The organism is Rhizobium sp. WW_1 (assembly GCF_003610155.1).
GTDB classification, from domain to species: domain Bacteria; phylum Pseudomonadota; class Alphaproteobacteria; order Rhizobiales; family Rhizobiaceae; genus Rhizobium; species Rhizobium tropici_A.
The window spans coordinates 1,345,016-1,370,085 of the sequence record NZ_RAIN01000001.1; the positions used below are offsets into that span (position 1 = coordinate 1,345,016).

Annotated in this window: 21 protein-coding genes and 1 pseudogene; 10 read left to right on the forward strand and 12 right to left on the reverse strand. The window is 61.7% G+C overall.

Features of this window, described 5'->3' with window-relative positions; translation table 11 throughout:
- The first annotated feature begins 190 nt into the window (after positions 1–190).
- From BJ928_RS06530 to BJ928_RS06540, 3 genes are all read left to right on the forward strand, one after another.
- On the forward strand, positions 191–5,707 hold the full coding sequence (locus BJ928_RS06530; RefSeq protein WP_047628638.1) for an alpha-2-macroglobulin family protein: 5,517 nt from the start codon (positions 191–193) through the stop codon (positions 5,705–5,707).
- An 8-nt stretch (positions 5,708–5,715) separates the two neighbouring features.
- A complete protein-coding gene (pbpC, locus tag BJ928_RS06535; protein ID WP_047628639.1) occupies positions 5,716–7,803 on the forward strand; it encodes a penicillin-binding protein 1C in 2,088 nt (695 codons plus the stop codon).
- A gap of 90 nt (positions 7,804–7,893) precedes the next feature.
- Entirely contained in the window at positions 7,894–8,253 is a 360-nt protein-coding gene (locus tag BJ928_RS06540) for a nuclear transport factor 2 family protein (protein ID WP_047628641.1), read from the forward strand.
- Between the two features lie 250 nt (positions 8,254–8,503).
- Here the strand turns inward: BJ928_RS06540 and pheT are convergent, their stop codons facing one another.
- The 6 genes from pheT to infC all read right to left on the reverse strand — a co-directional run bounded on the left by pheT (position 8,504) and on the right by infC (position 13,858).
- Entirely contained in the window at positions 8,504–10,927 is a 2,424-nt protein-coding gene (pheT, locus tag BJ928_RS06545; protein WP_047628644.1) for a phenylalanine--tRNA ligase subunit beta, read from the reverse strand.
- Positions 10,928–10,943: 16 nt separating this feature from the next.
- The gene (pheS, locus tag BJ928_RS06550) at positions 10,944–12,026 is read right to left on the reverse strand and encodes a phenylalanine--tRNA ligase subunit alpha (RefSeq protein ID WP_047628646.1); all 1,083 of its coding nucleotides are present in this window, start codon (positions 12,024–12,026) and stop codon (positions 10,944–10,946) included.
- A gap of 328 nt (positions 12,027–12,354) precedes the next feature.
- Positions 12,355–12,759, reverse strand: coding sequence for a 50S ribosomal protein L20 (gene rplT / locus BJ928_RS06560; protein ID WP_004108079.1), 405 nt, complete (start codon positions 12,757–12,759; stop codon positions 12,355–12,357).
- A gap of 37 nt (positions 12,760–12,796) precedes the next feature.
- Positions 12,797–13,000: a 50S ribosomal protein L35 gene (gene rpmI / locus BJ928_RS06565; RefSeq protein WP_003544621.1), complete on the reverse strand. Its 204-nt coding sequence runs from the start codon at positions 12,998–13,000 to the stop codon at positions 12,797–12,799.
- A 4-nt stretch (positions 13,001–13,004) separates the two neighbouring features.
- A complete protein-coding gene (locus BJ928_RS38750) occupies positions 13,005–13,286 on the reverse strand; it encodes a hypothetical protein (RefSeq protein WP_047628647.1) in 282 nt (93 codons plus the stop codon).
- Between the two features lie 35 nt (positions 13,287–13,321).
- Complete coding sequence (gene infC / locus BJ928_RS06570) at positions 13,322–13,858, reverse strand: translation initiation factor IF-3 (protein WP_183079379.1); 537 nt, start codon at positions 13,856–13,858, stop codon at positions 13,322–13,324.
- Between the two features lie 278 nt (positions 13,859–14,136).
- On the opposite strand from infC, the gene BJ928_RS06575 reads away from it, so the two are divergent.
- Positions 14,137–14,949 carry an alpha/beta hydrolase gene (locus BJ928_RS06575; protein ID WP_047628648.1) on the forward strand — a complete coding sequence of 271 codons (813 nt, stop codon included), beginning with the start codon at positions 14,137–14,139 and terminating at the stop codon, positions 14,947–14,949.
- Positions 14,950–15,184: 235 nt separating this feature from the next.
- Entirely contained in the window at positions 15,185–15,784 is a 600-nt protein-coding gene (locus BJ928_RS06580) for a transglutaminase-like cysteine peptidase (RefSeq protein WP_047628649.1), read from the forward strand.
- Positions 15,785–15,862: 78 nt separating this feature from the next.
- Here the strand turns inward: BJ928_RS06580 and mbfA are convergent, their stop codons facing one another.
- Positions 15,863–16,846: an iron exporter MbfA gene (gene mbfA / locus BJ928_RS06585; RefSeq protein WP_047628651.1), complete on the reverse strand. Its 984-nt coding sequence runs from the start codon at positions 16,844–16,846 to the stop codon at positions 15,863–15,865.
- Positions 16,847–17,109: 263 nt separating this feature from the next.
- Here mbfA and BJ928_RS06590 point away from each other — a divergent pair, with 263 nt between their 5' ends.
- The gene (locus BJ928_RS06590; RefSeq protein WP_047628653.1) at positions 17,110–17,577 is read left to right on the forward strand and encodes a truncated hemoglobin; all 468 of its coding nucleotides are present in this window, start codon (positions 17,110–17,112) and stop codon (positions 17,575–17,577) included.
- Between the two features lie 25 nt (positions 17,578–17,602).
- Here BJ928_RS06590 and BJ928_RS06595 read toward each other — a convergent pair whose 3' ends face one another.
- Positions 17,603–18,160 carry a DUF308 domain-containing protein gene (locus BJ928_RS06595; RefSeq protein WP_047628655.1) on the reverse strand — a complete coding sequence of 186 codons (558 nt, stop codon included), beginning with the start codon at positions 18,158–18,160 and terminating at the stop codon, positions 17,603–17,605.
- Between the two features lie 140 nt (positions 18,161–18,300).
- Between BJ928_RS06595 and BJ928_RS06600 the strand changes: the two genes are divergently transcribed.
- Entirely contained in the window at positions 18,301–18,885 is a 585-nt protein-coding gene (locus BJ928_RS06600) for a TetR/AcrR family transcriptional regulator (protein ID WP_047628657.1), read from the forward strand.
- Positions 18,886–18,964: 79 nt separating this feature from the next.
- Here BJ928_RS06600 and BJ928_RS06605 read toward each other — a convergent pair whose 3' ends face one another.
- Positions 18,965–19,879, reverse strand: coding sequence for an EamA family transporter (locus BJ928_RS06605; protein ID WP_047628659.1), 915 nt, complete (start codon positions 19,877–19,879; stop codon positions 18,965–18,967).
- Between the two features lie 97 nt (positions 19,880–19,976).
- Positions 19,977–21,002: a histone deacetylase family protein gene (locus BJ928_RS06610; RefSeq protein ID WP_047628660.1), complete on the reverse strand. Its 1,026-nt coding sequence runs from the start codon at positions 21,000–21,002 to the stop codon at positions 19,977–19,979.
- A 149-nt stretch (positions 21,003–21,151) separates the two neighbouring features.
- On the opposite strand from BJ928_RS06610, the gene BJ928_RS06615 reads away from it, so the two are divergent.
- Positions 21,152–21,757 carry an HAD-IA family hydrolase gene (locus BJ928_RS06615; protein WP_047628661.1) on the forward strand — a complete coding sequence of 202 codons (606 nt, stop codon included), beginning with the start codon at positions 21,152–21,154 and terminating at the stop codon, positions 21,755–21,757.
- Between the two features lie 10 nt (positions 21,758–21,767).
- On the opposite strand, the gene BJ928_RS06620 is transcribed toward BJ928_RS06615, so the two are convergent.
- Positions 21,768–22,289, reverse strand: a complete 522-nt coding sequence (locus BJ928_RS06620) for a GNAT family N-acetyltransferase (protein WP_047628662.1) — start codon at positions 22,287–22,289, stop codon at positions 21,768–21,770.
- 16 nt (positions 22,290–22,305) lie between these two features.
- Positions 22,306–22,878 (reverse strand): helix-turn-helix transcriptional regulator, encoded by a 573-nt coding sequence (locus tag BJ928_RS06625; protein WP_047628663.1) that lies wholly within the window; start codon positions 22,876–22,878, stop codon positions 22,306–22,308.
- Positions 22,879–23,049: 171 nt separating this feature from the next.
- On the opposite strand from BJ928_RS06625, the gene lepA reads away from it, so the two are divergent.
- Both lepA and BJ928_RS06635 read left to right on the forward strand, forming a co-directional pair.
- Positions 23,050–24,882: a translation elongation factor 4 gene (lepA, locus tag BJ928_RS06630; RefSeq protein ID WP_047628664.1), complete on the forward strand. Its 1,833-nt coding sequence runs from the start codon at positions 23,050–23,052 to the stop codon at positions 24,880–24,882.
- Between the two features lie 41 nt (positions 24,883–24,923).
- Positions 24,924–25,046 (forward strand): annotated as a pseudogene (locus tag BJ928_RS06635) (type II toxin-antitoxin system CcdA family antitoxin); the annotation flags it as partial.
- Between the last annotated feature and the right edge of the window lie 24 nt (positions 25,047–25,070).

Below are 25,070 nucleotides of genomic sequence, written 5' to 3' on the forward strand. Positions count from 1 at the left end.
CTGAAAAGAAAAGTGAAGCCTCGCCGATGCGTGGCCGAACATGCGATTCGCCTGATCTACAGCCTCTTTCAAGCTTCTAGGCAGATCGTCATGGGCGCAAAGCTTATGCCGCCGCTCGACGCTCGGTTGACAAACGGGTTCGAAATTTGAAGATTGCCGCCATCAAAAACGGGCAGCGTGGGGAGGACTTATGTCTAAGCGCGCGTTTATCGGCTTCTCTGCTTTTCTTCTCGCCGCTTTCGCATCTCTGAGCCCTTCGTTGGCCGCGGATGTCAAGCGCCAGGTGGTGACCACCAAGGACGGCGACTACTTCGGCTTCGATCTGCGCACCGAGCAGAACGTGACGCTGGATCAGTGCTCCGCCTCCTGCATCGCCGACAAGTCCTGCAAAGCCTTCACCTACAATCCCAAGGTGAAGTGGTGCTTCATGAAGTCGGACTTCAACCAGCTCAACAGCTTCCCCGGCGCGATCGCCGGCAAGATCGTCGAGACGGCTGCCGCCAGCGAACCGGATATCGGCGCTGCCCCTGCCCTCTCCTTCCTCTCCGACAATTTCGTCCAGAGTGCGCGCGATGCCAAGAGCACGCTGACGCTCGGCGACGAACTGAAGGGGCAAGGCGTCGAGAGCCTGATCGCTCTTGGCCGCATCGAGCTCACCTCGGGCAATGTCAATGATGCCCTCAACGCCTTCCAGGGCGCGCTTTCGCTCAACCCGGACGACGGCGATTTGTGGATCGAAATGGCGCGTGCCGCCAATACGGTCACGAACGATACCTCGGTTTCGACCAAGGCGGCCTATGCGGCGCTCAACGGCTATCAGTTGACCCGCACTAAGACCAGCCGCGCCGACGCGCTGACCGTTCTTGCCGAGTCGCTGAAGAACGCGCAGAACTATCGCCCGGCGCTCAATGCCTACAAGGCGAGCCTCAATCTCGTCAGCTCCGCGGCCGTCCAGGCGGCCTATAACGATCTTCTGGCCCGCCAGGGCTTCCGCGTGACAGGCAATACGCTCGACAACGACAATGCCTCGCCGCGCGCCTGCGTGCAGTTCTCCGAGAAGCTGGTGAAGAGCGGCGTCGACTACACCCCGTTCGTCACCCTCAATGGCGCGGCGCCGAAGGGCGTCGACGCCAAAGACAACCAGATCTGTGTCGAAGGCCTGGAATTCGGCCAGCACTACCGCATTTCGCTGCGCGCCGGCCTGCCTTCCTCGGTGGATGAAAACCTCGCCTCGCAGGTCAATGTCGACGTCTACGTTAAGGATCGCGCCGCTTCGCTGCGCTTCACGGGCGACAATTTCGTTCTGCCATCGACCGCCCGCCGCGGCATCCCCATCGTTTCGGTCAACGCCAACACGGCCAATCTCAAGCTCTACCGCATCGGCGACCGCAATATCGCGCAGCTTCTGAACAATTCGCAGTTCCTGACGCAAGTGGACAGCTACAGCGCTCAAACCATTCAGGACACGAATGGCGAGCTGGTCTGGCAGGGCTCGATCGAGATCAAGCAGGAACTCAACAAGGAAGTCGCGACCAGCTTTCCGGTCGACGAAGTCCTGCCGAAGCGCAAGCCCGGCGTCTATGTGCTGACGGCGGTCGCGCCCGACAGCGGCGGCCATGAGTGGGACCCGCAGGCGACGCAGTGGTTCGTCGTTTCCGATATCGGCGTCACGACCTATGCCGGCACCGACGGGCTGAATGTTTTTGCCCGCTCGCTTGGCAGCGCCAAGCCGCTTGCCGGCATCCAGCTGCAATTGCTCGCCAAGAACAACGAAATCCTCGGCTCGGCGAAGACCGACGATAGCGGCCGCGCCGTCTTCAGCGCCGGCCTGATGCGGGGCACGGCGGGCATGACGCCAGCCGTCATCACCGCGCAGAACGGCGATCAGGATTATGTCTTCCTCGACATGACCCGCGCCGGCTTCGACCTTTCCGACCGCGGCGTATCAGGCAGAACCGCGCCCGGCGCGATCGATTTGCTGACCTGGACCGAGCGCGGCATCTACCGCGCCGGCGAGACGGTGCACGCCTCGGCACTTGCCCGCGACGTCAGCTCGACGGCGGTCGAGAACCTGCCGCTCACCTTCGTCTTCCTGCGCCCCGACGGCGTGGAGGATCGCCGCATCGTCACCGACAGCGGCAAGCTCGGCGGCTATAATGTCGACCTGCCGCTGCAGCAGACTTCCATGCGCGGCACCTGGACGATGAACATCTATACCGACCCGAAGGGCTCCTCCATCGGTTCGCAGACCTTCATCGTCGACGATTTCGTGCCGGATCGCATCGAATTCGACATGAAGAGCGACGCCAAGGAGATCGAAGTCGGTCAGCCGACGCCAGTCAATGTCGATGGACGTTACCTTTATGGCGCACCGGCTGCCGGCCTCAACCTTGAAGGTGAAGTGACGCTCAAGCCGACGCGCCAGAGCGATGCCTACAAGGGCTATCAGTTCGGCCTCGCCGACGAAGGCGCCGGCAAGGACAACAATGACGGCGACGACAGCAGCGGCGGCGACAGCAAGGCCGAGAGCACGCAAGTGCCGCTCGAAGACCTGCAGGCGCTGGACGAGAACGGCAAGACCACCTTTAACGTCACGATCAACGACACGCCTTCGACCACGCAGCTGCTGAACGCCAATATCACGGTGCGCATGCAGGAAGCCGGCGGCCGCGCCGTCGAGCGCTCGCTGACCCTGCCCGTCAAGGCAGACGGCCCGCGCATCGGCATCAAGCCGGAATTCGACGGCAATCTCGGTGAAAACTCGGTTGGCAACTTCCATATCATCGCCGTCGATGCCAACGGCCAGAAACAGGCCATGCAGGGCCTGACCTGGAAGCTGCTCAGCGTCGAGCGCAATTATCAATGGTATCGCGACGGCAGCAGCTGGAAGTTCGAGCCGATCATGTCCACCAAGCAGGTGGCTGTCGGCACGGTCAACGCCACGACGGACGGCGCGGCGATTTCCATGCCCGTCACCTGGGGCCGCTATCGCCTCGAGGTTTCGACGGCCGATACCAATGGCCCGCAATCCAGCGTCGAGTTCAATGCCGGCTGGTATGTCGCTTCCACCTCGACGGAAACGCCGGATGCGCTTGAAATCGCGCTCGACAAGGCAAGCTACCGCATCGGCGATACCGCCAAGCTGAAGGTCACCTCGCGCTATGCCGGCCAGCTGATGGTGACGGCCGGTTCGGAAACGCTGATCTCGGTTACCAATGCCGATATCGGCGCTACGGGCGGCGAAGTCGATATCCCGGTCACCGCCGATTGGGGTGCCGGCACCTATCTGACCGCGACCCTTTTCCGCCCGGGCGATGCCCAGGAAAACCGCATGCCGATGCGCGCCATCGGCATCAAATGGGCGCCGGTCGATCCCGGCGACCGCAAACTGCAGATCAAGATCGACGCGCCTGAGAAGACACTGCCGCGCCAGCCGCTCAACGTCGCCTTGCAGGTTGCCGGCGCAGGCGCCAACGAAGATGCCTACATCACGATCGCGGCCGTCGATGTCGGCATTCTCAATCTGACGCGCTACCAGCCGCCGGCACCGGACGACTGGTATTACGGCCAGCGTCAGCTCGGCCTCGAAATCCGCGATATCTATGGCCGCCTCATCGACGGTTCGCTCGGCGCAACTGGCAAGCTGCGCACCGGCGGCGATGGCGGACAGGTCGCCCTGCAGGCGAGCCCGCCAAAGGAAAAGCTGGTCGCCTTCTTCTCCGGCCCGATCAAGCTCGATGCCAGCGGCAAGGCCAATGTCAGCTTCGACATCCCGCAGTTCAACGGCACGGCGCGGCTGATGGCGGTTGCCTGGTCGAAGGCCGGCGTCGGCCATGCGACACAGGACGTGATCATCCGCGATCCTGTCGTCGTCACGGCGAGCCTGCCGAAATTCCTGGCGCCGGGAGACAAGGCGAACCTTCGCCTCGACGTCGCCAATACCGATGCTCCTGCCGGCGAATATACGCTCGCTGTTGCCGGCAACAGCGCGGTCACCGTCGATGCAAGCGCCACACAGCAGAAGATCAACCTGCAGGCCGGCGGTAAATACAATATCACGCTGCCGCTGACCGGCGGACAGCCCGGCGACGGCACGGTTTCGATCAAGCTGTCGAATGCTTCCGGCATGTCGCTCGATCAATCGGTCGATATCCCCGTTCGTCCGGCCCAGCTGCCGGTCACCGAACGGCGCATCATCGCGCTTGCGCCGGGCAAGAGCCTGACCGTCAATGCCGACCTTCTCGCCGACAGCGTGCTGCCGGGCGCCTCGGTCAGTCTCAATGTCAGCCGTTCCAATGCGTTCGACATACCCGGCCTGTTGATGAGCCTCAGCCGCTATCCCTATGGCTGCGCCGAACAGACGGCGAGCGGCGCGCTGCCGCTGCTCTATTTCAGCGATATGGCGGTCAAGAACGGGCTTGCGGACGATGCCGAGATCCACAAGCGCGTGCAGGACGCCATCTATCGCGAAATGTCCTACCAGTCGTCCACCGGCAGCTTCGGTCTCTGGAGCCCCGGCTCGGGCGATCTCTGGCTCGACTCCTACGTGACCGACTTCCTGACCCGCGCCCGCGAGCAGAAATACAACGTGCCGGATCAGGCCATGGTGCAGGCGTTGGAGAACCTCCAGAACGCGCTCAGCGCCAATACCAACGTCAAGGATAACGGCAACGAGATCGCCTATGCGCTCTACGTGCTGGCACGCAACAAGAAGGCCTCGATCAGCGATCTGCGCTACTATGCCGACACGATGCTGAACGACTTCCCGACGCCGCTCTCCAAGGCGCATCTGGCGGCGGCCCTGTCGCTCTATGGAGATGCACAGCGCTCGCGTAACATCTTCATCGACGCCCTGCAGATGTCGCAGAAGGCGGCGGCGACGAAGGTCAGCTTCGTCCGCTCGGATTACGGCTCGTCGCTGCGTGACGGCGCCGCCGTGCTGGCGCTTGCCGCCGAAAGCCGCCCGGTGCCGCCGATCATTCCCGAACTCGCAAGCGTCGTTGCCAAGGACTGGCAGACCAAGAAATATACCAGCACGCAGGAACAGACCTGGATGCTGCTGGCTGCCCGCGCCCTGCAGAACGGCGATGACGGATTGACGCTCAACGTCAATGGTGCCGCCCATACCGGCACCTACATGGCGCAAATGTCGGGCGATGCCCTGATGGGGCACTCGCTGACCGTCACCAACACCACCAGCCAGCCGCTTTCGGCTGCCGTGACCACCTTCGCCGCTCCGGTTGCACCGCTGCCGGCTGGCGGCAACGGCTTCAAGATCGAGCGCAAATACTACACGCTCGATGGCGAGGAGGCGAATGTCAGCCAGGCGCAGCAGAACGAACGCTACGTCGTCGTGCTGCATGTGACCGAGGACAATGACTGGCCGCAGCGCCTGCTCGTGACCGATCTCCTGCCGGCCGGCTTCGAGATCGACAATCCGAGTATCGTCAACAGCGCTCAGCTTTCGAACTTCGACTGGCTGAGCGATATCCAGCCGGCTCATGTCGAATTCCGCAGCGACCGCTTCGTCGCGGCCTTCGACCAGAACGCCGGCGCCGACCGTGACCTGACCTTCGCCTATGTCGTGCGCGCCGTTACCCCCGGCGTCTACGACCATCCGGCCGCAAGCGTCGAGGACATGTATCGTCCGCAGTTCTCGGCTCGCACGGCGATGGGCCGCATGGAGGTGCTGGCCGCCCAGCAGTAAGCGCAGTCATGAAGGCACGATGGAAGATTGCGATCGGCTTTGGAGCCACTGCCCTGGCGGCGGTGGCCCTGGTCTTCGGCCTGGAAGCCGCGGACCGCGCCTATCCGCCGCCGCTGGACGGCGCGCGCGTGGTTTCGGCCGAGGTGCTCGACGCCAATGGCGATCTGCTGCGTGCCTTCGCCACGCCCGAGGGACGCTGGCGGCTGAAGACCGGCGTTGCCGATGTCGATCCGCAATTCCTGCGCATGCTGGTCGCCTATGAAGACAGACGCTTCTACGACCACCACGGCGTCGATCCCATGGCGATCGGCCGAGCCTTTCTGCAGCTCGTCACTCATGGCCGCATCGTATCGGGTGGTTCGACGCTCTCCATGCAGGTGGCGCGCCTGATCGAGCCGCGCAGCGAGCGCTCGATGACGGCGAAGCTTCTGCAGATGGTGCGCGCGATCCAGATCGAACGGCGGCTCACCAAGGAACAGATCCTCGACCTCTATCTGACCCACGCGCCCTATGGCGGCAATCTGGAGGGCGTGCGCGCCGCGAGCCTTGCCTATTTTGGCAAGGAGCCTCGGCATCTGACGGTCGCGCAGGCGGGTCTGCTGGTTGCGCTGCCGCAGCTGCCGGAAAAGCGCCGGCCAGACCGCAACCTCGCCGCCGCGCAGGCCGCCCGCCATCGCGTGCTCGAGCGCGCGGCCGTGGCTACGGTGATCGGCGAAGGGGAAGCGGAACGCGCTTCGCTTTCTCCTATTCCAGCCCAACGCCGGCAGCTGCCCGCCTATGCGGCCCATCTGGCCGAACTGGCGCTCCGCAAGCAGCCCGGCGTCATCAAGCACAAGACAACGCTGCGGCGCGAGGTGCAGCAGGGGCTGGAAGCGGTTGCGGATGCGGCGGCAAAACGGCTGGGGCCGAAGGTGTCTGTCGCGATGATCATGGCCGACGCCAAGACCGGCGAGATCATCGGCGAAGTCGGCTCGGCCAATTATTTCGATTCCTCGCGCGCCGGCTGGGTCGACATGACCCGCGTGCTGCGCTCGCCCGGCTCGACGCTGAAGCCCTTCATCTACGGCCTTGCCTTCGAGCAGGGCTATGTGGCGCAGGAAACGATCATCGAGGATCGCCCCGCCGATTTCTACGGCTATCGCCCGCGCAATTTCGACATGAGCTATCAGGGCGATGTCAGCGTGCGCCAGGCGCTGCAGCTATCGCTCAATGTGCCGGCCGTACGCCTGCTCGATGCCGTCGGGCCGACGCGGCTGCTGGTGCGCTTCCGCCGCGCCGAGGTGAAACCGAAGCTGCCGCCGAACGAGGCCCCCGGCCTTGCCATCGGCCTTGGCGGCGTCGGCGTGACTCTGAAAGACCTCGTGCAGCTCTATGCCGGGCTTGCCAATCGCGGCAAGGCGATGCGGATCGGCGATGGCGTTCAGGACGAGCCGGGGCCGATCGACGGCGAGCCGCTGATGGAGCCGGTCGCGGTCTGGAACATCACCGACATTCTCTCTGACATCATCGCGCCGCGCGGCAGCAAGCAACTCGGCATCGCCTACAAGACCGGCACCAGCTATGGCAATCGCGATGCCTGGTCGATCGGCTATGACGGCGCGCATGTGCTCGGCGTCTGGGTCGGCCGCCCGGACAATGGCGCCGTGCCCGGGCTGGCGGGCTATGTTTCGGCCGCGCCTATCCTGTTCGAAGCCTTCGCGAAATCCGGCGTTGCCATCACCCCCTTCCCCGCAGCTCCTATGGGCGCGGTGCGCATCGCGCCGACCGAGCTGCCGATCAGCCAGCGGCGCTTTTCCGTGACCGCAGCCGGGCTGCTGGCAGCCTCCAGCCGCGAGCCGGCACCGCAGATCGTCTATCCGCCGGAAGGCGCGCGCGTCGATCTCGGCGCCAGCGGCGGCAACGATCAGATCATGCCACTGGCGCTGAAGCTGCAGGGCGGCCGTGCCCCGTTCCGCTGGCTCGCCAATGGCAAGCCGCTGCCCGACATGTCGCGCCGTCGCACCAATCAGTGGACGCCCGATGGTGCCGGCTATTCGACACTGACCGTCATCGATGCGGCCGGGCGGGCAGCAAGCGTGCGGGTCTTCGTCGAGTAGCGGCTATTTGATCTGCCGTTCCCTGTCTCATTTTTGTCAGCCACCGCCGGCTATGCTATCTTAGACATGACTCAAACGAGGAATGGCGAGATGTCGGAAGAGCAGGCAATCCGTGCGGTTGTTCACCTCTATGTCGATGGCATGGCATTCGCGAACGAGCCGGCGCTGCGCAAGGCTTTTCATCCGCGCGCCGCGATCATCGGCAATTACCAGGGCGCGGTGGAGTGGATGACGCGGGATGAATTCATTTCCGCCATCGTCGAGGAAGGCAGCGCGCCGCCCGGCACTATACCGCTGATGGATATCGAGCTGATCGACATCGAGGGCGATGCGGCCAGCGTCAAGGTCGTCGACGAATTCGCCGGTATGCGGTTTTCAGACTATCTGTCACTGGTGAAGGTCGACGGACGGTGGAGCGTGGTGAACAAGGTTTATCACCTGCATCGGTAGGTGATCGGCATTCGAGTGTGACGCACGTCCGATATCCCCTCTGTCGCTTTCGCACATCTCCCCCACAAGGGGGGAGATTGGCAACTCGCGGAACTCCCCTGCCTCAATCAAATATCGAAGCTGCGGACGCTGAAGATCTTGGATTTGGAAGAACGTGCGGCATACTCCCCACGATCTCCCCCTTGTGGGGGAGATCTCCCGAAAGAGACAGAGGGGGTGCCGAGCTCTCCGCGAACTCGGCAGCAGTCAATTACCCTCTCAGCACCCCACCCGTCGACTTCGTGACGTTGGCCACGATCTTCTGGGTCAGCGCCTCGAAATCCTCGTCGGTGAGCGTACGCTCGGCCGGCTGAATCTGCACTTCGATCGCAATCGACTTCTTGCCTTCGCCGAGCGATGCACCTTCGAAAATGTCGAAGACGTTGACGCCGGTCACCAGCTTGCGGTCCGCGCCGACGGCGGCGCGGACGATGGCGCCGGCTTCCACCGACTTGTCGACCACGAAGGCGAAGTCGCGCTTGACGGCTTGGAAGGGCGAAAGCTCCAGCGCCGGCTTGGTACGGGTCGCCTTCTTCTTCGGCTCGGGCATGGCATCAACATAGACTTCGAAGCCGGCGAGAGCGCCTGATACGTCGAGCGCTTCCAGCGTCTTCGGATGAAATTCGCCGAAATAGCCGAGCACGACCTTCGGACCCATCTTAATGGTGCCGGAACGACCGGGATGATACCAGGCCGGCCCGCCCTGCTCGATCTGGATGTTGCCCATCGGCAAGCCGCAAGCCTCGATCACAGCGAGAGCATCGGCCTTGGCGTCGAAGACATCGACCGGCTTGCCGCCGCCCTTGGCGGCGTTCGACCACATGCGGCCGGCACCGGCAAGCGTTGCCGTGCCGCGGCGGATACCGCCGGCAACACGACGCTGGCCCTCGGGCGTATCGTTCTCATAGGTGCCGGAGACTTCGAAGATCGCGACGTCGCCATAGCCCTTGTCGGCATTGCGCTGCGCAGCCGACAGCAGGCCCGGAAGCAGCGAAGGACGCATGTCGGACATATCGGCAGCGATCGGATTGGCAAGCTTCAGCGCGTTGGAGCCGCCGCCGAAGAGCTTGGCCTGATCTTCCGAAATGAAGGACCAGGTGACTGCTTCCAGCATGCCGCGCGATGCCAGCGCACGCTTGGCGGTGCGGGTGCGGATCTGCAGCGTCGTCAGGATCTTGCCATTGACGGCGGCATGGCTTGCCAGCGGCTGCGGCTTGATATTGTCGACGCCGTGAATACGCATGACCTCTTCGACGAGATCGGCCTTGCCATCGACATCCGGGCGCCAGGAGGGAACAGCGACCGAAATGCGCTCACCCGAACCGGAGACCAAGAAGCCGAGCTTCGTCAGGATGGACTTGCTTTCGTCAGCCGAGACTTCGAGGCCGGTCAGGCGCTTGACTTCCGACAGCGGGAAATCCACGACCTTGGCGTCATAGCCTTTGTAGCCTTCGACGCGCGCCTTGGCGGCCGTGCCGCCGCAGCAGGCGAGCACCAGCTCCGTGGTGCGCTCGAGGCCGGGAACCATATATTCCGGGTCGGCGCCGCGCTCGAAACGATAGCGCGCATCGGTGATGATGCCGAGGCTGCGGCCGCTTTTGGCGATGTTCATCGGGTCCCAAAGTGCCGACTCGATCAGCACGTCGACCGTGTTCTCGTCGCAGCCGGAATGCTCGCCGCCCATGATGCCGCCGATCGACTCGACGCCATTGTCATCGGAGATGACGACATTGCTCGGGTTGAGCTTGTATTCGCGCTCGTCCAACGCCAGCACGGTTTCACCGTCCTTAGCGCGACGCACGACCAGATTGCCCTTGACCTTGGCGGCGTCGAAGACGTGCATCGGCCGACCCTGGTCGAAGGTCATGTAATTGGTGATATCGACCAGCGCGCTGATCGGGCGCAGACCGATGGCGAGCAGGCGCTGCTGCATCCACTTCGGGCTCGGACCATTCTTGACGCCGCGCACGAGGCGAAGCGCAAAGCCGGGGCAAAGGCTGGGATCGTCGAGATCGATCTTGAGCTCGGTCGTCGTTTCGCCTTCGATGGCGAAAGACGGGGTGCTGCGCGGCTTCAGCGTGCCGAGACCGGATGCAGCCAGATCGCGGGCGATGCCATAAACGCCGGTGCAATCCGGGCGGTTCGGCGTCAGGTTGATCTCGATCATCGGATCGTCGAGGCCGGCGTAGGCGGCAAAGCTGGTGCCGACCGGCGCATCTTCCGGCAGGTCGATGATGCCGTCATGGCTGTCGGAGATTTCCAGTTCCTTTTCCGAGCACATCATGCCGCGGCTTTCGACACCGCGAATATTGCCGATGGCAAGCGTCACGTCGATGCCGGGAACATAGGTGCCGGGTGCTGCGAAGGCGCCGACGAGGCCGGCGCGCGCATTGGGAGCGCCGCAGACAACCTGAACGGGCGCGCCGTTGCCGGTATCGACCATCAGCACCTTCAGGCGATCGGCCTGCGGATGCTTTTCGGCCGAGAGAACCTTGGCAATGACGAAGGGCTTGAACGCGGCCTTGTCGTCGACCTCTTCCACTTCCAGCCCGATCATCGTCAGGCGGGCGCAGATCTCGTCGAGCGTGGCGTCGGTTTCCAGGTGCTCTTTCAGCCAGGAGAGTGTGAATTTCATGTGCTTTATCCCTTCCTTACGCGCTCAGACCGCCGAACAGGGTCGGCATGTCGAGCGGGCGGAAGCCATAGTGATTCATCCAGCGGACATCGGCGTTGAAGAAGTCGCGCAGGTCGGGCATGCCGTATTTCAGCATGGCGATGCGATCGAGGCCCATGCCCCAGGCAAAGCCCTGATACTCGTCCGGGTCGAGCCCGCCGTGGCGCAGCACGTTCGGATGCACCATGCCGCAGCCGAGGATTTCCATCCAGTCGGTGCCTTCGCCGAACTTGACGATCGGGCCGGAACGGTCGCACTGGATGTCAACCTCGAAGGACGGTTCCGTGAACGGGAAGAACGACGGGCGGAACCGCATCGTCACATTATCGACCTCGAAGAAGGTCTTGCAGAACTCTTCCAGCACCCAGCGGATATTGGCGACATTCGCCGTCTTGTCGATGACGAGGCCTTCGACCTGATGGAACATCGGCGAATGCGTGGCGTCACTATCCTGGCGGTAGGTCTTGCCGGGAATGATAATGCGGATCGGCGGTTTCTGCGCTTCCATGGTGCGGATCTGTACTGGCGAGGTGTGCGTGCGCAGCACCTTGCGCTCACCCTTTTCATCCGGCTGGAAGAAGAAGGTGTCGTGCATTTCGCGAGCCGGGTGGCCTTCCGGGAAGTTCAACGCCGTGAAGTTATAGTAATCGGTCTCGACATCGGGACCTTCGGCGATCGAGAAACCCATGTCGCCGAAGATCGCGGTGATCTCGTCGACGATCTGGCTGATCGGGTGAATGCGGCCGCGCTCGGCCGGAGACGAGCGCACCGGCAGGCTGACATCAACCGTCTCTGCCTTCAGCTTCGCGTCGATCGCGGCATCGCGCAACGCGCTCTTGCGCTCGTTAATCGCGTCGGTGACGGAATTCTTCAGAGCATTGATCGCCGCGCCGCGTGTCTGCCGTTCTTCCGGCGACATCGAGCCAAGCGTCTTCAGCAGTTCCGACACCGAGCCCTTCTTGCCGAGCGCGGCGACACGGACGGCCTCGATCGACTGCTCGTCGGTCGCCGCGGCGACATCGGCCATGAGTTGGGTTTCGAGTGTTACGAGTTCCGTCATCTGATCCTGCCTTGCGGGCGGCGGGCTTGGAACGCCGCTCATTCCGCGGAATAATGGATGAACGCCCGCATCGGACAGCTTGTGGCAACGATGAGGCGCTGCAGATCACTATCCATGTGCAAGCAGCCGATCAACCGGGCAAATGACAAAAACACGCCAAGAATGCGGTCCTTGGCACTTGTCGCCCGATGCGCGACCCGTTTTTCGAGTCTCGCCCGACGAAACAGCCTGACACTATGGAAGAGCGTATGCTGCGAAACATAAAACCCGCGCCGGTTTCGCCAGCGCGGGTTTCATAATGAACTTACGAAAGACGTGCGAGGCAGCGTTAGTTAACGGCTGCTTCGAACTCGTTCTTCGTGCCGGCTTCCTTGAGGTACTCAAGTGCCTTCTTCGACGCAGCAACGAGCGCACCGAAAGCTTCCGACTCATGGATCGCCATGTCGGAAAGAACCTTGCGGTCGACTTCAATGCCAGCCTTGGTCAGGCCGTCGATGAAGCGGCCATAGGTCAGGCCGTGTTCGCGGACGGCAGCGTTGATACGCTGAATCCAGAGGGCGCGGAAGTTGCGCTTGTTGACCTTGCGGTCGCGGTAAGCGTACTGCTTGGAACGGTCGACTGCGGCCTTGGCGGTACGGATGGTGTTCTTGCGACGGCCGTAGAAGCCCTTGGCTGCCTTCAGAACCTTCTTGTGCTTGGCGTGGGCGGTAACGCCTCTTTTTACGCGTGCCATTTCATGATCTCCTTAGTCTATAGCGTTACGAATAGTCTTAGAGACCGTTCGGCAAGTAGTTCTTGATAACCTTACGGCCATCCGGTTCTGCGAGAACCATGGTGCCGCGAGCATCGCGAATGAACTTGTTGCTACGCTTGATCATGCCGTGGCGCTTGCCAGCAGCGGCTGCCTTGACCTTGCCGGTCGCGGTGATCTTGAACCGCTTCTTGGCAGAGGACTTCGTCTTCATCTTGGGCATTTTGCTACTCCTTCGATGCTTCCTGGCGCGCTTTGCTAAAAGCCCTTCCCACAGATCCGGACTGGCCGGGCTGCAACAAGGTGCCGGAGCGTTTGTTGTTGAACGGCAGATACGGTGACGAACCGCTCTGCCAGCATTCTGAACTGCCACGGCATGCCCTGCCGGTCAGTTCGGACGCGCGCTTATAACCGCACTTGCCTTCAAGTGCAACGGTGCCGATGCGGGAATCTTTGCAGATCGATGACAGATGCCGCCGCCTGCCGCAGAAAAGGAAAAAGCCGCCCAAAGGACGGCTCCGGCCTCTCTACTCAGACTTGCGCCTCACTTGGGCGCAAGCACCATCATCATCTGGCGGCCTTCAAGCTTGGGCTCGGCCTCCACCTTGGCGATCTCAAGCGTATCTTCCTTGACCTGCTGAAGAAGCTTCATACCGAGTTCCTGGTGGGCCATTTCACGGCCACGGAACTTCAAGGTCACCTTCACCTTGTCACCTTCTTCGAAGAAACGACCGATGGCCTTCATCTTCACCTCATAGTCATGGGTGTCGATGTTCGGGCGCATCTTGATTTCTTTGACTTCAACGATCTTCTGCTTCTTGCGCGCCTCGGCGGCCTTCTTCTGGTTGGCGTATTTCAGCTTGCCCAGGTCGAGGATCTTGCACACAGGCGGCTCAGCATTGGGAGAAATCTCAACCAGATCGAGGCCGGCCTCCTCTGCCATCTTCAATGCCTGGTCGGTCGGGACGATGCCCATATTCGCGCCGTCAGCTGCGATCAGCTGAACTTTGGGAATGCGAATTTCCCTGTTGGAACGTGGCCCGTCCTTTACGGGCGCATCGGTTTTAAAGGGTCTGCGAATGGTCGTACTCTCCACGAATTGTTTCGGATTAGCTGCAGCCTCTCGCTCCCGTCAGCGCAACTGACGGAAATGTCGTAAAAGCTGTGTTGAAGTCAATAGCATGACAGCAGGAAAAAAGCACCTCCCGCGTGTCAAGAGAGTGTCATGGCGGCATAAGATGCACCAAGGACACAGTATGGTTCCCCGATCATATAGATATCCTTGCAGAAAGATCGAGGATTTTTCGGGTCACGCGAGCACGAATCTGTTCTATAGGGCAGAAAATCCGGGAGTTTTCCATGTCCGAGACCGCCGCAGCCACCCAACCGACCTTCCTTCCCGTGGGCACGGGCGACAGCGAACGCCAGATCGCAATCGTCCAGCGCGCCGCCGGCAAGGGCCCCAGGAATGTCAGCTTCGTCTGGTTGTCCGGCTACCGATCCGACATGAGCGGCTCCAAGGCGATGGAACTGGATGGGCTGGCGGCGCGACTGGGTGTCGGTTGCATTCGCTTCGACTATTCCGGCCACGGGCAATCCGGCGGCAAGTTCACCAACGGCACGATTTCGCGCTGGCTGGAAGAGGCGCTTGCCGTCATCGACCATACCAAACCGAAGAAGATCGTTCTCGTCGGCTCTTCGATGGGCGGCTGGATCGCGCTCAGGGTCATCCAGGAGCTGCGCAAACGCAAGAAGGCGCCCGTCATCGCAGGCCTTATGCTGATCGCCCCCGCTCCCGATTTCACTGTCGATCTCATCGAGCCCAACCTCACCGATGTCGAGCGGCGGTCGCTGGCTGAGCGCGGCTATTTCGAGGAGCCCTCGGAATATAGCCCGGAGCCGAACATCTTCACCCGCGCGCTTATCGAAGACGGCCGCGCCAACCGCGTGCTGACCGGCATCATCGAAACCGGCTGCCCGGTTCACATATTGCAGGGCATGCAGGATGCCGACGTGCCCTTCGCGCATTCGTTAAAGCTGGTCGAGCACCTGCCGGCCGACGATGTGGTGTTAACACTTGTGCGCGATGGCGACCATCGCCTGTCGCGGTCACAGGATCTAGAGCGCATGCTCGGGGTAGCCGAGGCATTGGCACTGCATAATACGCCGTAAAAACAAACAGATATCTGCGAGACGCTGACTGCGCGGCCGTCCTTGCCGGACGCCGTATGCGCGCGCCTGCGCCATCACGAGAGGCAATGGATGATGGCCGTCACTCCCTCGACTGTGCCGAAATTAACCATATGAGCCGGTTCCCGCGTTAACACTTAAGTAACGATTGACTTGGCGCGCCCCCCTACATTAACAATTTGTTAACAAATGCAGGGACGATACAAGGATAGTGGGCGTGCGTATTAAGGGCTTGTTGATTGCCTTCGCTGCTATAGTTGCAATGTCGTCGGCGGCCGTGCCGGCGCCTCAGCAGGGCGCTTCGATGACCGTCGGCAACGTGACTTCCCAGCCGATCGGGCACTACGATTTCTGCCAGAGACATACCGATGAATGCGGCCCTACCCGCAATATCGGCCCGGTCGACATGAATGCCGCCGCCTGGGCTCTGGTCAACCAGATCAACCTGCGCGTCAACAAGACCATCCGCCCGGCGACCGACATGGAAGTCTACGGCCAGGAAGAATATTGGGAATATCCGAAGACTGCCGGTGACTGCGAAGATTTCGCCCTGCTGAAGCGAAAGATACTGATGCAGAGCGGCATCTCCGCTTCCAACCTTTTGATGACGGTCGTGCGCAAGCCCGATGGCGAAGGTCATGCCGTCCTGACGCTGCGCACCAAGCAGGGCGACTTTATCCTCGACAACCTCGAGGACGAGATCAAGGTCTGGACCAGGACCCCCTATTCCTACCTGAAGCGTCAGGCGAGCTTCAATGCCGGCCGCTGGGTCACCATCGAAAACGGCAGCGACGTTCTGGTCGGCGCCGTCAAGTAAGCACCGCAATCATCGGACATGAGAAGAAGGCCGGCAAATTTGCCGGCCTTTCCTTATTTGGTGGTTCGAGACAACAGCCTAGGCATTTCCGATCAATATGCCCGCCGCGAGCACAAGAGAGCCGCCAACCACCACCTGGAAGGCGGCACGCAGAAACGGTGTCTCCATATATTTGTTCTGGATGAAGGCGATGGCCCAGAGCTCGAAGAAGACCACGATGGCGGCGATGATCGTCGCCGTCCAGAAGTAAGGAATGAGATAAGGCAGCGCGTGGCCGAGGCCGCCAACCGCTGTCATGATGCCACAGGCAAGGCCGCGCTTGATCGGCGAGCCGCGGCCGGAGATCTTGCCATCGTCATGGGCCGCCTCGGTGAAGCCCATGGAGATGCCGGCGCCGACGGAAGCCGAAAGACCGACGAGAAAAGTCTGCCAAGTATTCTGCGTGGCGAAGGCGGCTGCGAAGATCGGCGCCAGGGTGGAGACGGAGCCATCCATGAGACCGGCGAGACCCGGCTGCACATAGGTCAACACGAATTGGCGGCGCGCCTGCGCATCCTCCTCGTGCTTGACGTCTTCGGGCGTGTGCTTGTCGCCGAGCATACGGGCGACGTCTTCATGCCCCTGTTCGGCGAGCGCGAGATCGCCGAGAAGCTGGCGCGTCGAGGCATCGGACACCTGCTTGGCGGCCTCGACATAGAAATTATAGGCCTGCTGCTCCATCGCCTCGGCTTCATTGCGTATAGCATCGAGGGAAAGATTTTTGCGCAGCCAGTCCGGCTTGCGCTCATAAAAGCCATGGACATGTTCGCGTCTGATCAGCGGGATGCGCTCACCGAAACGGCGGCGATGCATGTCGATCAGCGTCTTGCGATGGGTATCCTCGACCTCGGCCATATCCTCGAAGACCTTGGCGGACTCGGGATAGTGCTGACGCAGAATATCGGCATAGGCGAGATAGATGCGCGAATCGTCCTCCTCCGCGGCAATGGCGATCGCCAGAATCTCCTGCTCGGACAGAGAGGTGAAAGGGCGTTTCGATGGGCGGAACAAGCCTAATAACATCGGGGGCAACCTCATAACTTTAGAATTATTCTAATTCTAAAGAGAGGAGTTGCACAGGTCAAGCTTTGAAGCGCGGTAGCTTAGGGAAATCATGAAGGGAGAATCGAACGCGCATCGCGAAAAGCGGCGGCGAACCATACGTCTGTTTTGACAGATTGCCGCAACACCTCCATGACGTCTTGGACGCGCCGGGAAATTGCATAGATAAAGACCGGCAGATGCCGACGCCGCAAACCTCCCAGCGCCCGCACCCGGAGAGCATAATGGAAAACGAGATACAGGCCCGCGCCGCCCACCTTGCCGGCATTCGCGAAAAAGCCGAAGCGGAGATGGCGCGCATGGGCATCGATGCCGCCTTCATCGACAGGCTGGTTGAGACATTTTACGGGCGTGTGCAGGCGCATCCCCGGCTCGGACCGGTGTTTGACGGGCGGCTTGCCGGGCGTTGGCCGGACCATATGGAAAAGATGAAGCGCTTCTGGTCTTCGGTCGCCTTCAAGAACGGCGCCTATGGCGGCAAGCCGGTGCAGGCGCATCTCGGCGTCGAGGGCATGGCGGCAGATCTCTTTCCGGAATGGCTGGCGCTTTTCTCCGCGACGCTTGCCGATATCGCGCCTTCCATGGAAGCCAGAAACTGGTTCATGGCAACGGCGGAACGCATCGCCAGGAGCCTGACGCTCTCGCTTTTCTATAATCCGGCCCTCGACGATCCCGCGAGGAAGACGGTTTAAGGCAGACTGCGACAGCTGGCAGCACCTATGCATGCGCCTTGCGATAGGCTGCGACCGCAAGCCAGATTGCAGAAAGCAGGAAGTAGAACGCGCCGAATGCCACATAGGGGACAATATCCAGAATTGTCGGCGCAACCGTGCCGAGGGACCGGCTGAGCATGAAACCGCCGGCAAGCGCCGATTGCGCACCGCTCAAGATCATCACCCATTGGGCGCCATAGGCACGCCAGCGCCTGACTGCGGTATAGAGTTGCAGCAGGCCAGAGAGGATCGCCCAGGCCCCAAACACGGCCAGAACGGCGTAGGTGCTATTATAGGCGGCCACAATCACGGCGAGCGCCGTGACGATGCTGACGACGACATTCAACGCCTGAGACGGATTGACCTTCAATCCCCCGTTCACCCGGGCATCGACCAGATTGGCAAGGGCATCCCAGACAGGATAGATGACCAGCAGAAACGCGGCGGGCAGCGGCTTTCCGCTAGAGAGTATCGCGGCGGCGATCCAGGCCATCGAGAACAGGGCGCGTGTAAAATAATAGGATCGCAGCCAGTTTGGCTGGATTGCGGTTTGGCTTTCCATCGGTAGGCTCCTTGTGTTTACCTGCCTACTAGTAGGAAGACAAGCTATTGAAGTCAACGCAACGCTCGAACACCGTTTTGTGAGAACCGGAAGCGCCGAGGCAACCTTGACAACTAGCCTACCAAAAGGTAGGCAAAGACATGAAATCAATAAGTTCGACGGCAGAAAAAATTCTCGACATCGCGCAGCCCCTCATTGTGGCGGGAGGTTACAACGGCTTCAGCTATGCCGACATCTCCGCTGCGATCGGCATCCGGAAGGCGAGCATCCACCATCATTTTCCGACGAAGGCCGAACTGGTCGCGGTGCTGGTAGATCGCTACAGACAGCAGACGGAGGCCGGTCTGAAATCCCTGCGCGAGGGGATCGCGAGCCCTGCGGACCAGCTGCAGGCCTATGTCAATTACTGGCATTCATGCATTCGGGACGCCTCGCTCCCCTTCTGCGTCTGCGCGATGCTCGCCAGCGAGATGCAGATGCTGCCGGAAGAGGTCGCGTCGCGCGTCCGTGGCCATTTCCATAGCCTCGCCGGATGGCTTGCGTCAGTGCTGCAGGCTGGAACGGAGAATGGCGCCTTCCGGCTGGACAAGCAACCTGAGGAAGAGGCTCAGATGCTGATGGCTTCGGTTCACGGGGCAATGCTTTCTGCGAGAGCTTTCGGCGATCCAGGACTGTTCATCCAAATCGTCGCGCCCCAGATCGTCAGGCTTCGGGCGTCGGATTGACAGGAGGCTACCGAGCAAAAAAACCAATCGATGGCCGCTAGCGGCCAAAGGCGGCATGTGCGGAAAGGTTGGCCCAGTCTCAGCCCTTCGTGGCGAAAATGGTCGCGCCGATGCTGGCGGAAACGACCAGCGCCGTGCCGAACATCTGCGATGGCGTCATTGGCTGCGAGAGGATGATGAAGCCGGCAAGGGCGCCGATGGCGGGCTCGAGGCTCATGAGGATGCCGAAGGACGAAGTAGGCATGCGCCGCAGCGCCACCATTTCCAACGCGTAGGGCAGCAGCGGCACGAGGAGTGCCAGACCGGCTATCTCAAGCAGGCCATAGCCTGTCAGATGCGGGACGGCAGAAGCAAAGCCGAAGGGGGTCGAAACGACAGCCGCAACCAGCAGCGACATGGAAAGGCCTTCGAGACCTCGAAAGGCATTGCCAACCTTCTTCGTCAACAGGATATAGCAGGCCCAGCCCGCGCCTGCACCAATAGCAAAGAGAATGCCGGGGAGATTGCCGACCCACTCCTCTCCATCATAGGCCAGCAACAGAACGCCGATCGCGGCGAAGATCGGCCACATAAGCTGGCGGCTCAACCCGAAGCCGAGGGTCGCGACGAGCAGAGGCCCCAGAAACTCGATGGCGACGGCAAGACCCAAGGGAATGCGCGCGATCGCCGAGAAGAACGAGATCGTCATCAGCGCCGAGACCGTGCCGAGTACCAGCACGCCGAGCCATTGCGAGCGGCTGTAGCTCATGATCTTCGGGCGGACGATGATCGCCAGGGCAATCGAGGCAAAGACAAGCCGCAGCCAGGTCGCACCCGCCGGCCCATAGGCGTTGATGATCGGAGCCGAGAGGGCCGCACCGAACTGGATGCAGGACATGGACATGACGCACATCAGCACGCCGGCGGCGATGCCACCGGTCGACGGTGCAACATCCGGATGCGGCATCAGTGCCGCGCCGCCATCCGTGCCACTCTCGATAAGCTTCTGATCCATGACCTCTCCCGCTTCGCGGGTTTTTTAGAGGTCCGGCCCTATGCTGGCAAATTCAAACTTTTCATGCTGCGATCAGACGCTTTGATGCAAGCACCTCTTAAGCCTCGAGGCCCCTCAGAACATTGGCGACGTTGAGGCCGATCTCGGGCACGCCATAGCCGCCCTCCATGCAGACGAGGACGGGCAGACCCGCAGCCGCAACGCGCTCGCCCATGCGGACGAAATCCTGCGAGTTGAGTTTGAAGAAGGAGATCGGGTCGCGCTCGAAGGTATCGACGCCGAGCGAGAGCACGATCACCTCCGCCCCGAAGGCCTTGATGCGAGCAAGGGCATCGTCGAGCGCCGATGACCACACCTCCCAGGGCGTGCCGCGCGGCATGGGGTAGTTGCGGTTGGCGCCCGCCCCCTCGCCCTCGCCTTCCTCGTCGGCATGACCGAGGAAATAGGGAAAGGCATGCATGGGATCGCCATGCAGCGAGGCGGTGAAGACATCGCCTCGGCTGTAGAAAATGTCCTGCGTGCCGTTGCCATGATGGAAATCGACATCAAGCACGGCAACCCTGGCCGCACCATGATCGCGCAGGCGCTGTGCGGCAACGCCGGCATTGTTGATAAAGCAATAGCCGCCGAAGAGATCGATACCGGCGTGATGACCGGGCGGGCGACAGAGCGCGAAGGCAAAGCGATTGCCGGCGTGAAGCCAGTCGGCGCCGGTCAGCGCGCAGCGCATCGACGCAAGCGCCGCCTCATAGGACCCCTTGGTGATCGACGTATCGGCAGCGTTGGCATAATGGCCGATCATGCCGACGATATTGTCAGGCACGCGCTGGCTGGTGCGCCGGACGGGAAAGGAATTGGCGATCGCCTCGCCCGTGTATCCAGCGGAAACCCAGCGCTCCCAGACGACACCGAGAAAATCGAGATAAGCCGGATCATGCACCTTGCGCGCCGTCTCCAGCCCATGGGCTTCGGGCGCAACGACGTCGGTAAAGCCGGCTTTCCTGGCGGCGGCCAGAATCCATTCGGCGCGGAAAGGCGCTTCGAAGGGCGCGACAAGCTGGCCATCATGCAGCTCGGTCTTGGCATCCCTGAGCTTGTGATCCTCCGAATAGATGACCCGCACGTCGCCTCCTCCAAGACAGACTGAGTTATCTTCCCGACGCACAGGCTTACACGCACTACGTCCGGGAAAAAAGAGCAGCATGCGGCCTTGAACACTATCGCAAACAACTGCACCTTCCGCCTCTATTCGGGGAGTTGGAGACAGCCGGCATGAAAATCCTGATGGTCGATGTCGACGGCGTGTTGGTGCATGGCCGGCCAAGCGACGGGCTGCCGCTTTTCACCTATCTGGAACGCGATCTCGGGCTGAAGGTGGAGCTGCTGCGGCAGGCCTTCTTCAAAATCTACTGGACCGATATCGTCACCGGCCGCGACGCGATCGAGCCGAGGCTTGCGGAGGTTCTCGGAAAGATCGCTCCCCACCTCCGCGCCCGGACGCTGATCGACTATTGGTTCGAAAACGATTCCCGCCTCGATCACGGGCTGCTCGACGATCTCGCTGCGCTGCGCGCCGGAGGAACGAAGATGTTCCTGGCGACCAATCAGGAGCACATGCGCGCCGCCTATCTGATGGACACTCTAAAGCTCTCCTCGCGTTTCGACGGCATTTTCTATTCCGCCGCCCTCGGCCATCAGAAGCCTGCCACCGAATTCTTCCGGCTGGCGACCGAGCGCGCAGGAATTCCAGCGCGCGAAATCGGCTTCATCGATGATGTGGAGGCCAATATCGAGGCCGCGCGGCAATTCGGCTGGAAGGCGATGCAATGGACACCGGGTTCGACATTGCGGGATGCCGTTGCTGCATTCTCTGCCTGAATTGCCCTCGTCAGGCGGCAAGGCGCTTATAGAAGAAGGTCGTGTCGCAAAGCCCACCTTCAGGCCACATCGCATAGTCCGGCACGACGCCAACGCGCTGCCAGCCGAGGCGCGGATAGATCGCTTCCGCATCGCTGCCGGTCGCGGTATCCAATACAAGCACGCTCTTGCCGACACGGGCCGCTTCGCGCTCCGCAGCCTCCATCAGAAGACGGGCAAGTCCCTTGCCCCGCGCCGATCGATGCACCAGCAGCTTCTTCAGATCGCCGCGATGCGGCTGGTTCGGCATCTGCGCGATGCCGATCTGCACCGTTCCGACAACCCGGCCCTCGATCAAGGCAACGAAAAGCAGCGTCGCGCCGCTCTCGACGCTGTCGGCGACCCCTCGCCAATAGGGCAAGGCATCGGCCACGCCATAGGGCTGCATGAAGCCAACGGAGGCGCCGCCATTGACGCAATCGACAAGCACATCGCAGAGATCGGATAGCCTATTGCGAGCATCCACGGCGGAGAGAAGGCGAATATCGGTCATGAAAAGATCCTTGGAGTTATGAACGGCCGCGATCGAGGATGACGCTGTAGCGCGCCGGACCCTCGCCGGGATTATGGAAGGCGTGGCCGTCGCCGACGCCCATGAAGAGGCAATCGCCCGGCAGGAGATGATGGATGACATCGCGGTGCGTCACTTCCATCTCGCCCTCGAACAGCCAGACGTGCTGGGTCATATCGGCGCTCGCCGTATTCGGCGGGAAGATGACACGCGCGCCGCCGGGGAACGTGACTTCCACGACGTCGACCTTCGAACCAGTGCCCGGCGGCGAGACGGCGCGTCTGACATAGCCGGTTCCCGGATCGCGCCAGATCGCCTGCTGCTCGCGGCGGGCAAGCGGCGATACCTCTTCATCCTCCTCTGCAAAGAAGGCCGAAAGTGAGAGGCCGAGGGCCGCGCAGAGCCGTGACAGCAGCGAGGCCGTCGGGCTCGCCTCCGCCCGCTCGATACGCGAGATCATGGCGCGGCTAACGGCCGAGGCATTGGCGAGTTCGTCCAGCGTCAGGCCGCGGGCGATGCGCAGCTCCTTGATGCGCGCGCCGATCGCCAGTTCCAGATCATCATCCGCCATTGCCTATGTCTCACGCCCTTAAATTCTACTATATGAGAAATACACGATCCCATGATGGAATCAAGTGAGGTTCGGAGTCCATCAGCGGCGGGCCGGAAAAGGCTAACATAACGTGAAGATAGCCCCCAAAGCCCCGCTTTTCCGCTTTGCGGCGCGGGGCGGCGCTGCTATATGGCGCGCATGAGCACCAATTCCACCACTCCGCTTTCGCATATCCGCAACTTCTCGATCGTGGCCCATATCGACCACGGCAAATCGACGCTGGCCGACCGCCTGATCCAGACGACGGGCGGCCTGGCCGAACGCGAGATGTCCGAGCAGGTGTTGGACAATATGGAGATCGAGCGCGAGCGCGGCATCACCATCAAGGCCCAGACAGTGCGCCTGCACTACAAGGCCAACAATGGCGAGACCTATATTCTCAACCTGATCGACACGCCCGGACACGTCGACTTCGCCTACGAAGTCTCGCGCTCGCTGTCGGCCTGCGAGGGATCGCTGCTGGTCGTCGACGCCAGCCAGGGTGTCGAAGCGCAGACGCTCGCCAACGTCTATCAGGCGATCGACAACAATCACGAGCTCGTCACCGTCCTCAACAAGATCGACCTGCCGGCGGCCGAACCCGACCGCATCAAGGACCAGATCGAGGAAGTGATCGGCATCGACGCATCGGACGCCGTGCTGATTTCGGCCAAGACCGGTCTCGGCATTCCCGACGTTCTGGAAGCCATCGTTCACAAGCTGCCGGCGCCGAAGAGCGCGGGCGGTGAAAAGGCGCCCTTGAAGGCGCTGCTGGTCGACAGCTGGTACGACACCTATCTCGGCGTCATGGTTCTCGTGCGCATCATCGACGGCACGCTGACCAAGGGCCAGACCATCCGCATGATGGGGACGGATGCGAAGTACCAGATCGAGCGCGTCGGCGTTCTCACGCCGAAGATGGTCGCCGTCGACAGCCTCGGCCCCGGCGAAATCGGCTTCATCACCGCTTCGATCAAGGAAGTGGCCGATACCCGCGTCGGCGATACCATCACCGAGGACAAGCGCCCGACCGCCGAAGCGCTGCCGGGCTTCAAGCCGGCTCAGCCTGTGGTGTTCTGCGGCCTCTTTCCGGTCGATGCCGCCGATTTCGAGGACCTGCGTTCGGCCATGGGCAAGCTGCGCCTCAACGACGCCAGCTTCTCCTTCGAAATGGAATCGTCCGCCGCTCTCGGCTTCGGCTTCCGCTGCGGCTTCCTCGGCCTGCTGCACCTGGAAATCATCCAGGAGCGCCTGGAGCGCGAATTCAATCTCGACCTGATCGCGACGGCGCCTTCGGTCGTCTATCAGCTCACCATGACCGACGGCACCGAGATCGAGCTGCACAACCCGGCGGATATGCCCGATGTCGTCAAGATTTCCGAATTCCGCGAGCCGTGGATCAAGGCGACGATCCTGACGCCGGACGACTATCTCGGCTCGATCCTCAAGCTCTGCCAGGACCGCCGCGGCATCCAGACCGAACTGACCTATGTTGGCAACCGCGCGATGATCACCTACGACCTGCCGCTCAACGAAGTCGTCTTCGACTTCTATGACCGACTGAAGTCGATCTCGAAGGGCTACGCCTCCTTCGACTACAGCCTGACCGACTATCGCGAGAGCGATCTCGTCAAGATGTCGATCCTCGTCAATGCCGAGCCGGTGGACGCGCTCTCCATGCTGGTGCACCGCTCTGCCGCCGAAAAGCGCGGCCGTGTCATGTGCGAGAAGCTGAAGGACCTGATCCCGCAGCACATGTTCCAGATCCCGATCCAGGCCGCCATCGGCGGGCGCATCATCGCCCGCGAGACGGTGAAGGCACTGCGCAAGGACGTGACCGCCAAGTGCTACGGCGGCGACGCCACCCGCAAGCGCAAGCTGCTCGACAAGCAGAAGGAAGGCAAGAAGCGCATGCGGCAGTTCGGCAAGGTCGAAATCCCGCAGGAAGCGTTTATCGCCGCGCTGAAGATGGGGGACGAGTGAGCGACCCGAAGAGCGGTATCTCAGCTCCCATCGAGAATAACGCTCGCGTCAGTAAAGTTGAGCGCGAGCGTCTCTGGCTCATTGAAAATGCAGAGGCAATTGCTAAGGCGAATGCCCATGTCGAAAAGCATGGTCTGCCTCTTGCGCAGTATCGCCAGTTCTGACGGCACAGCTTTGCCGCTTCGGCA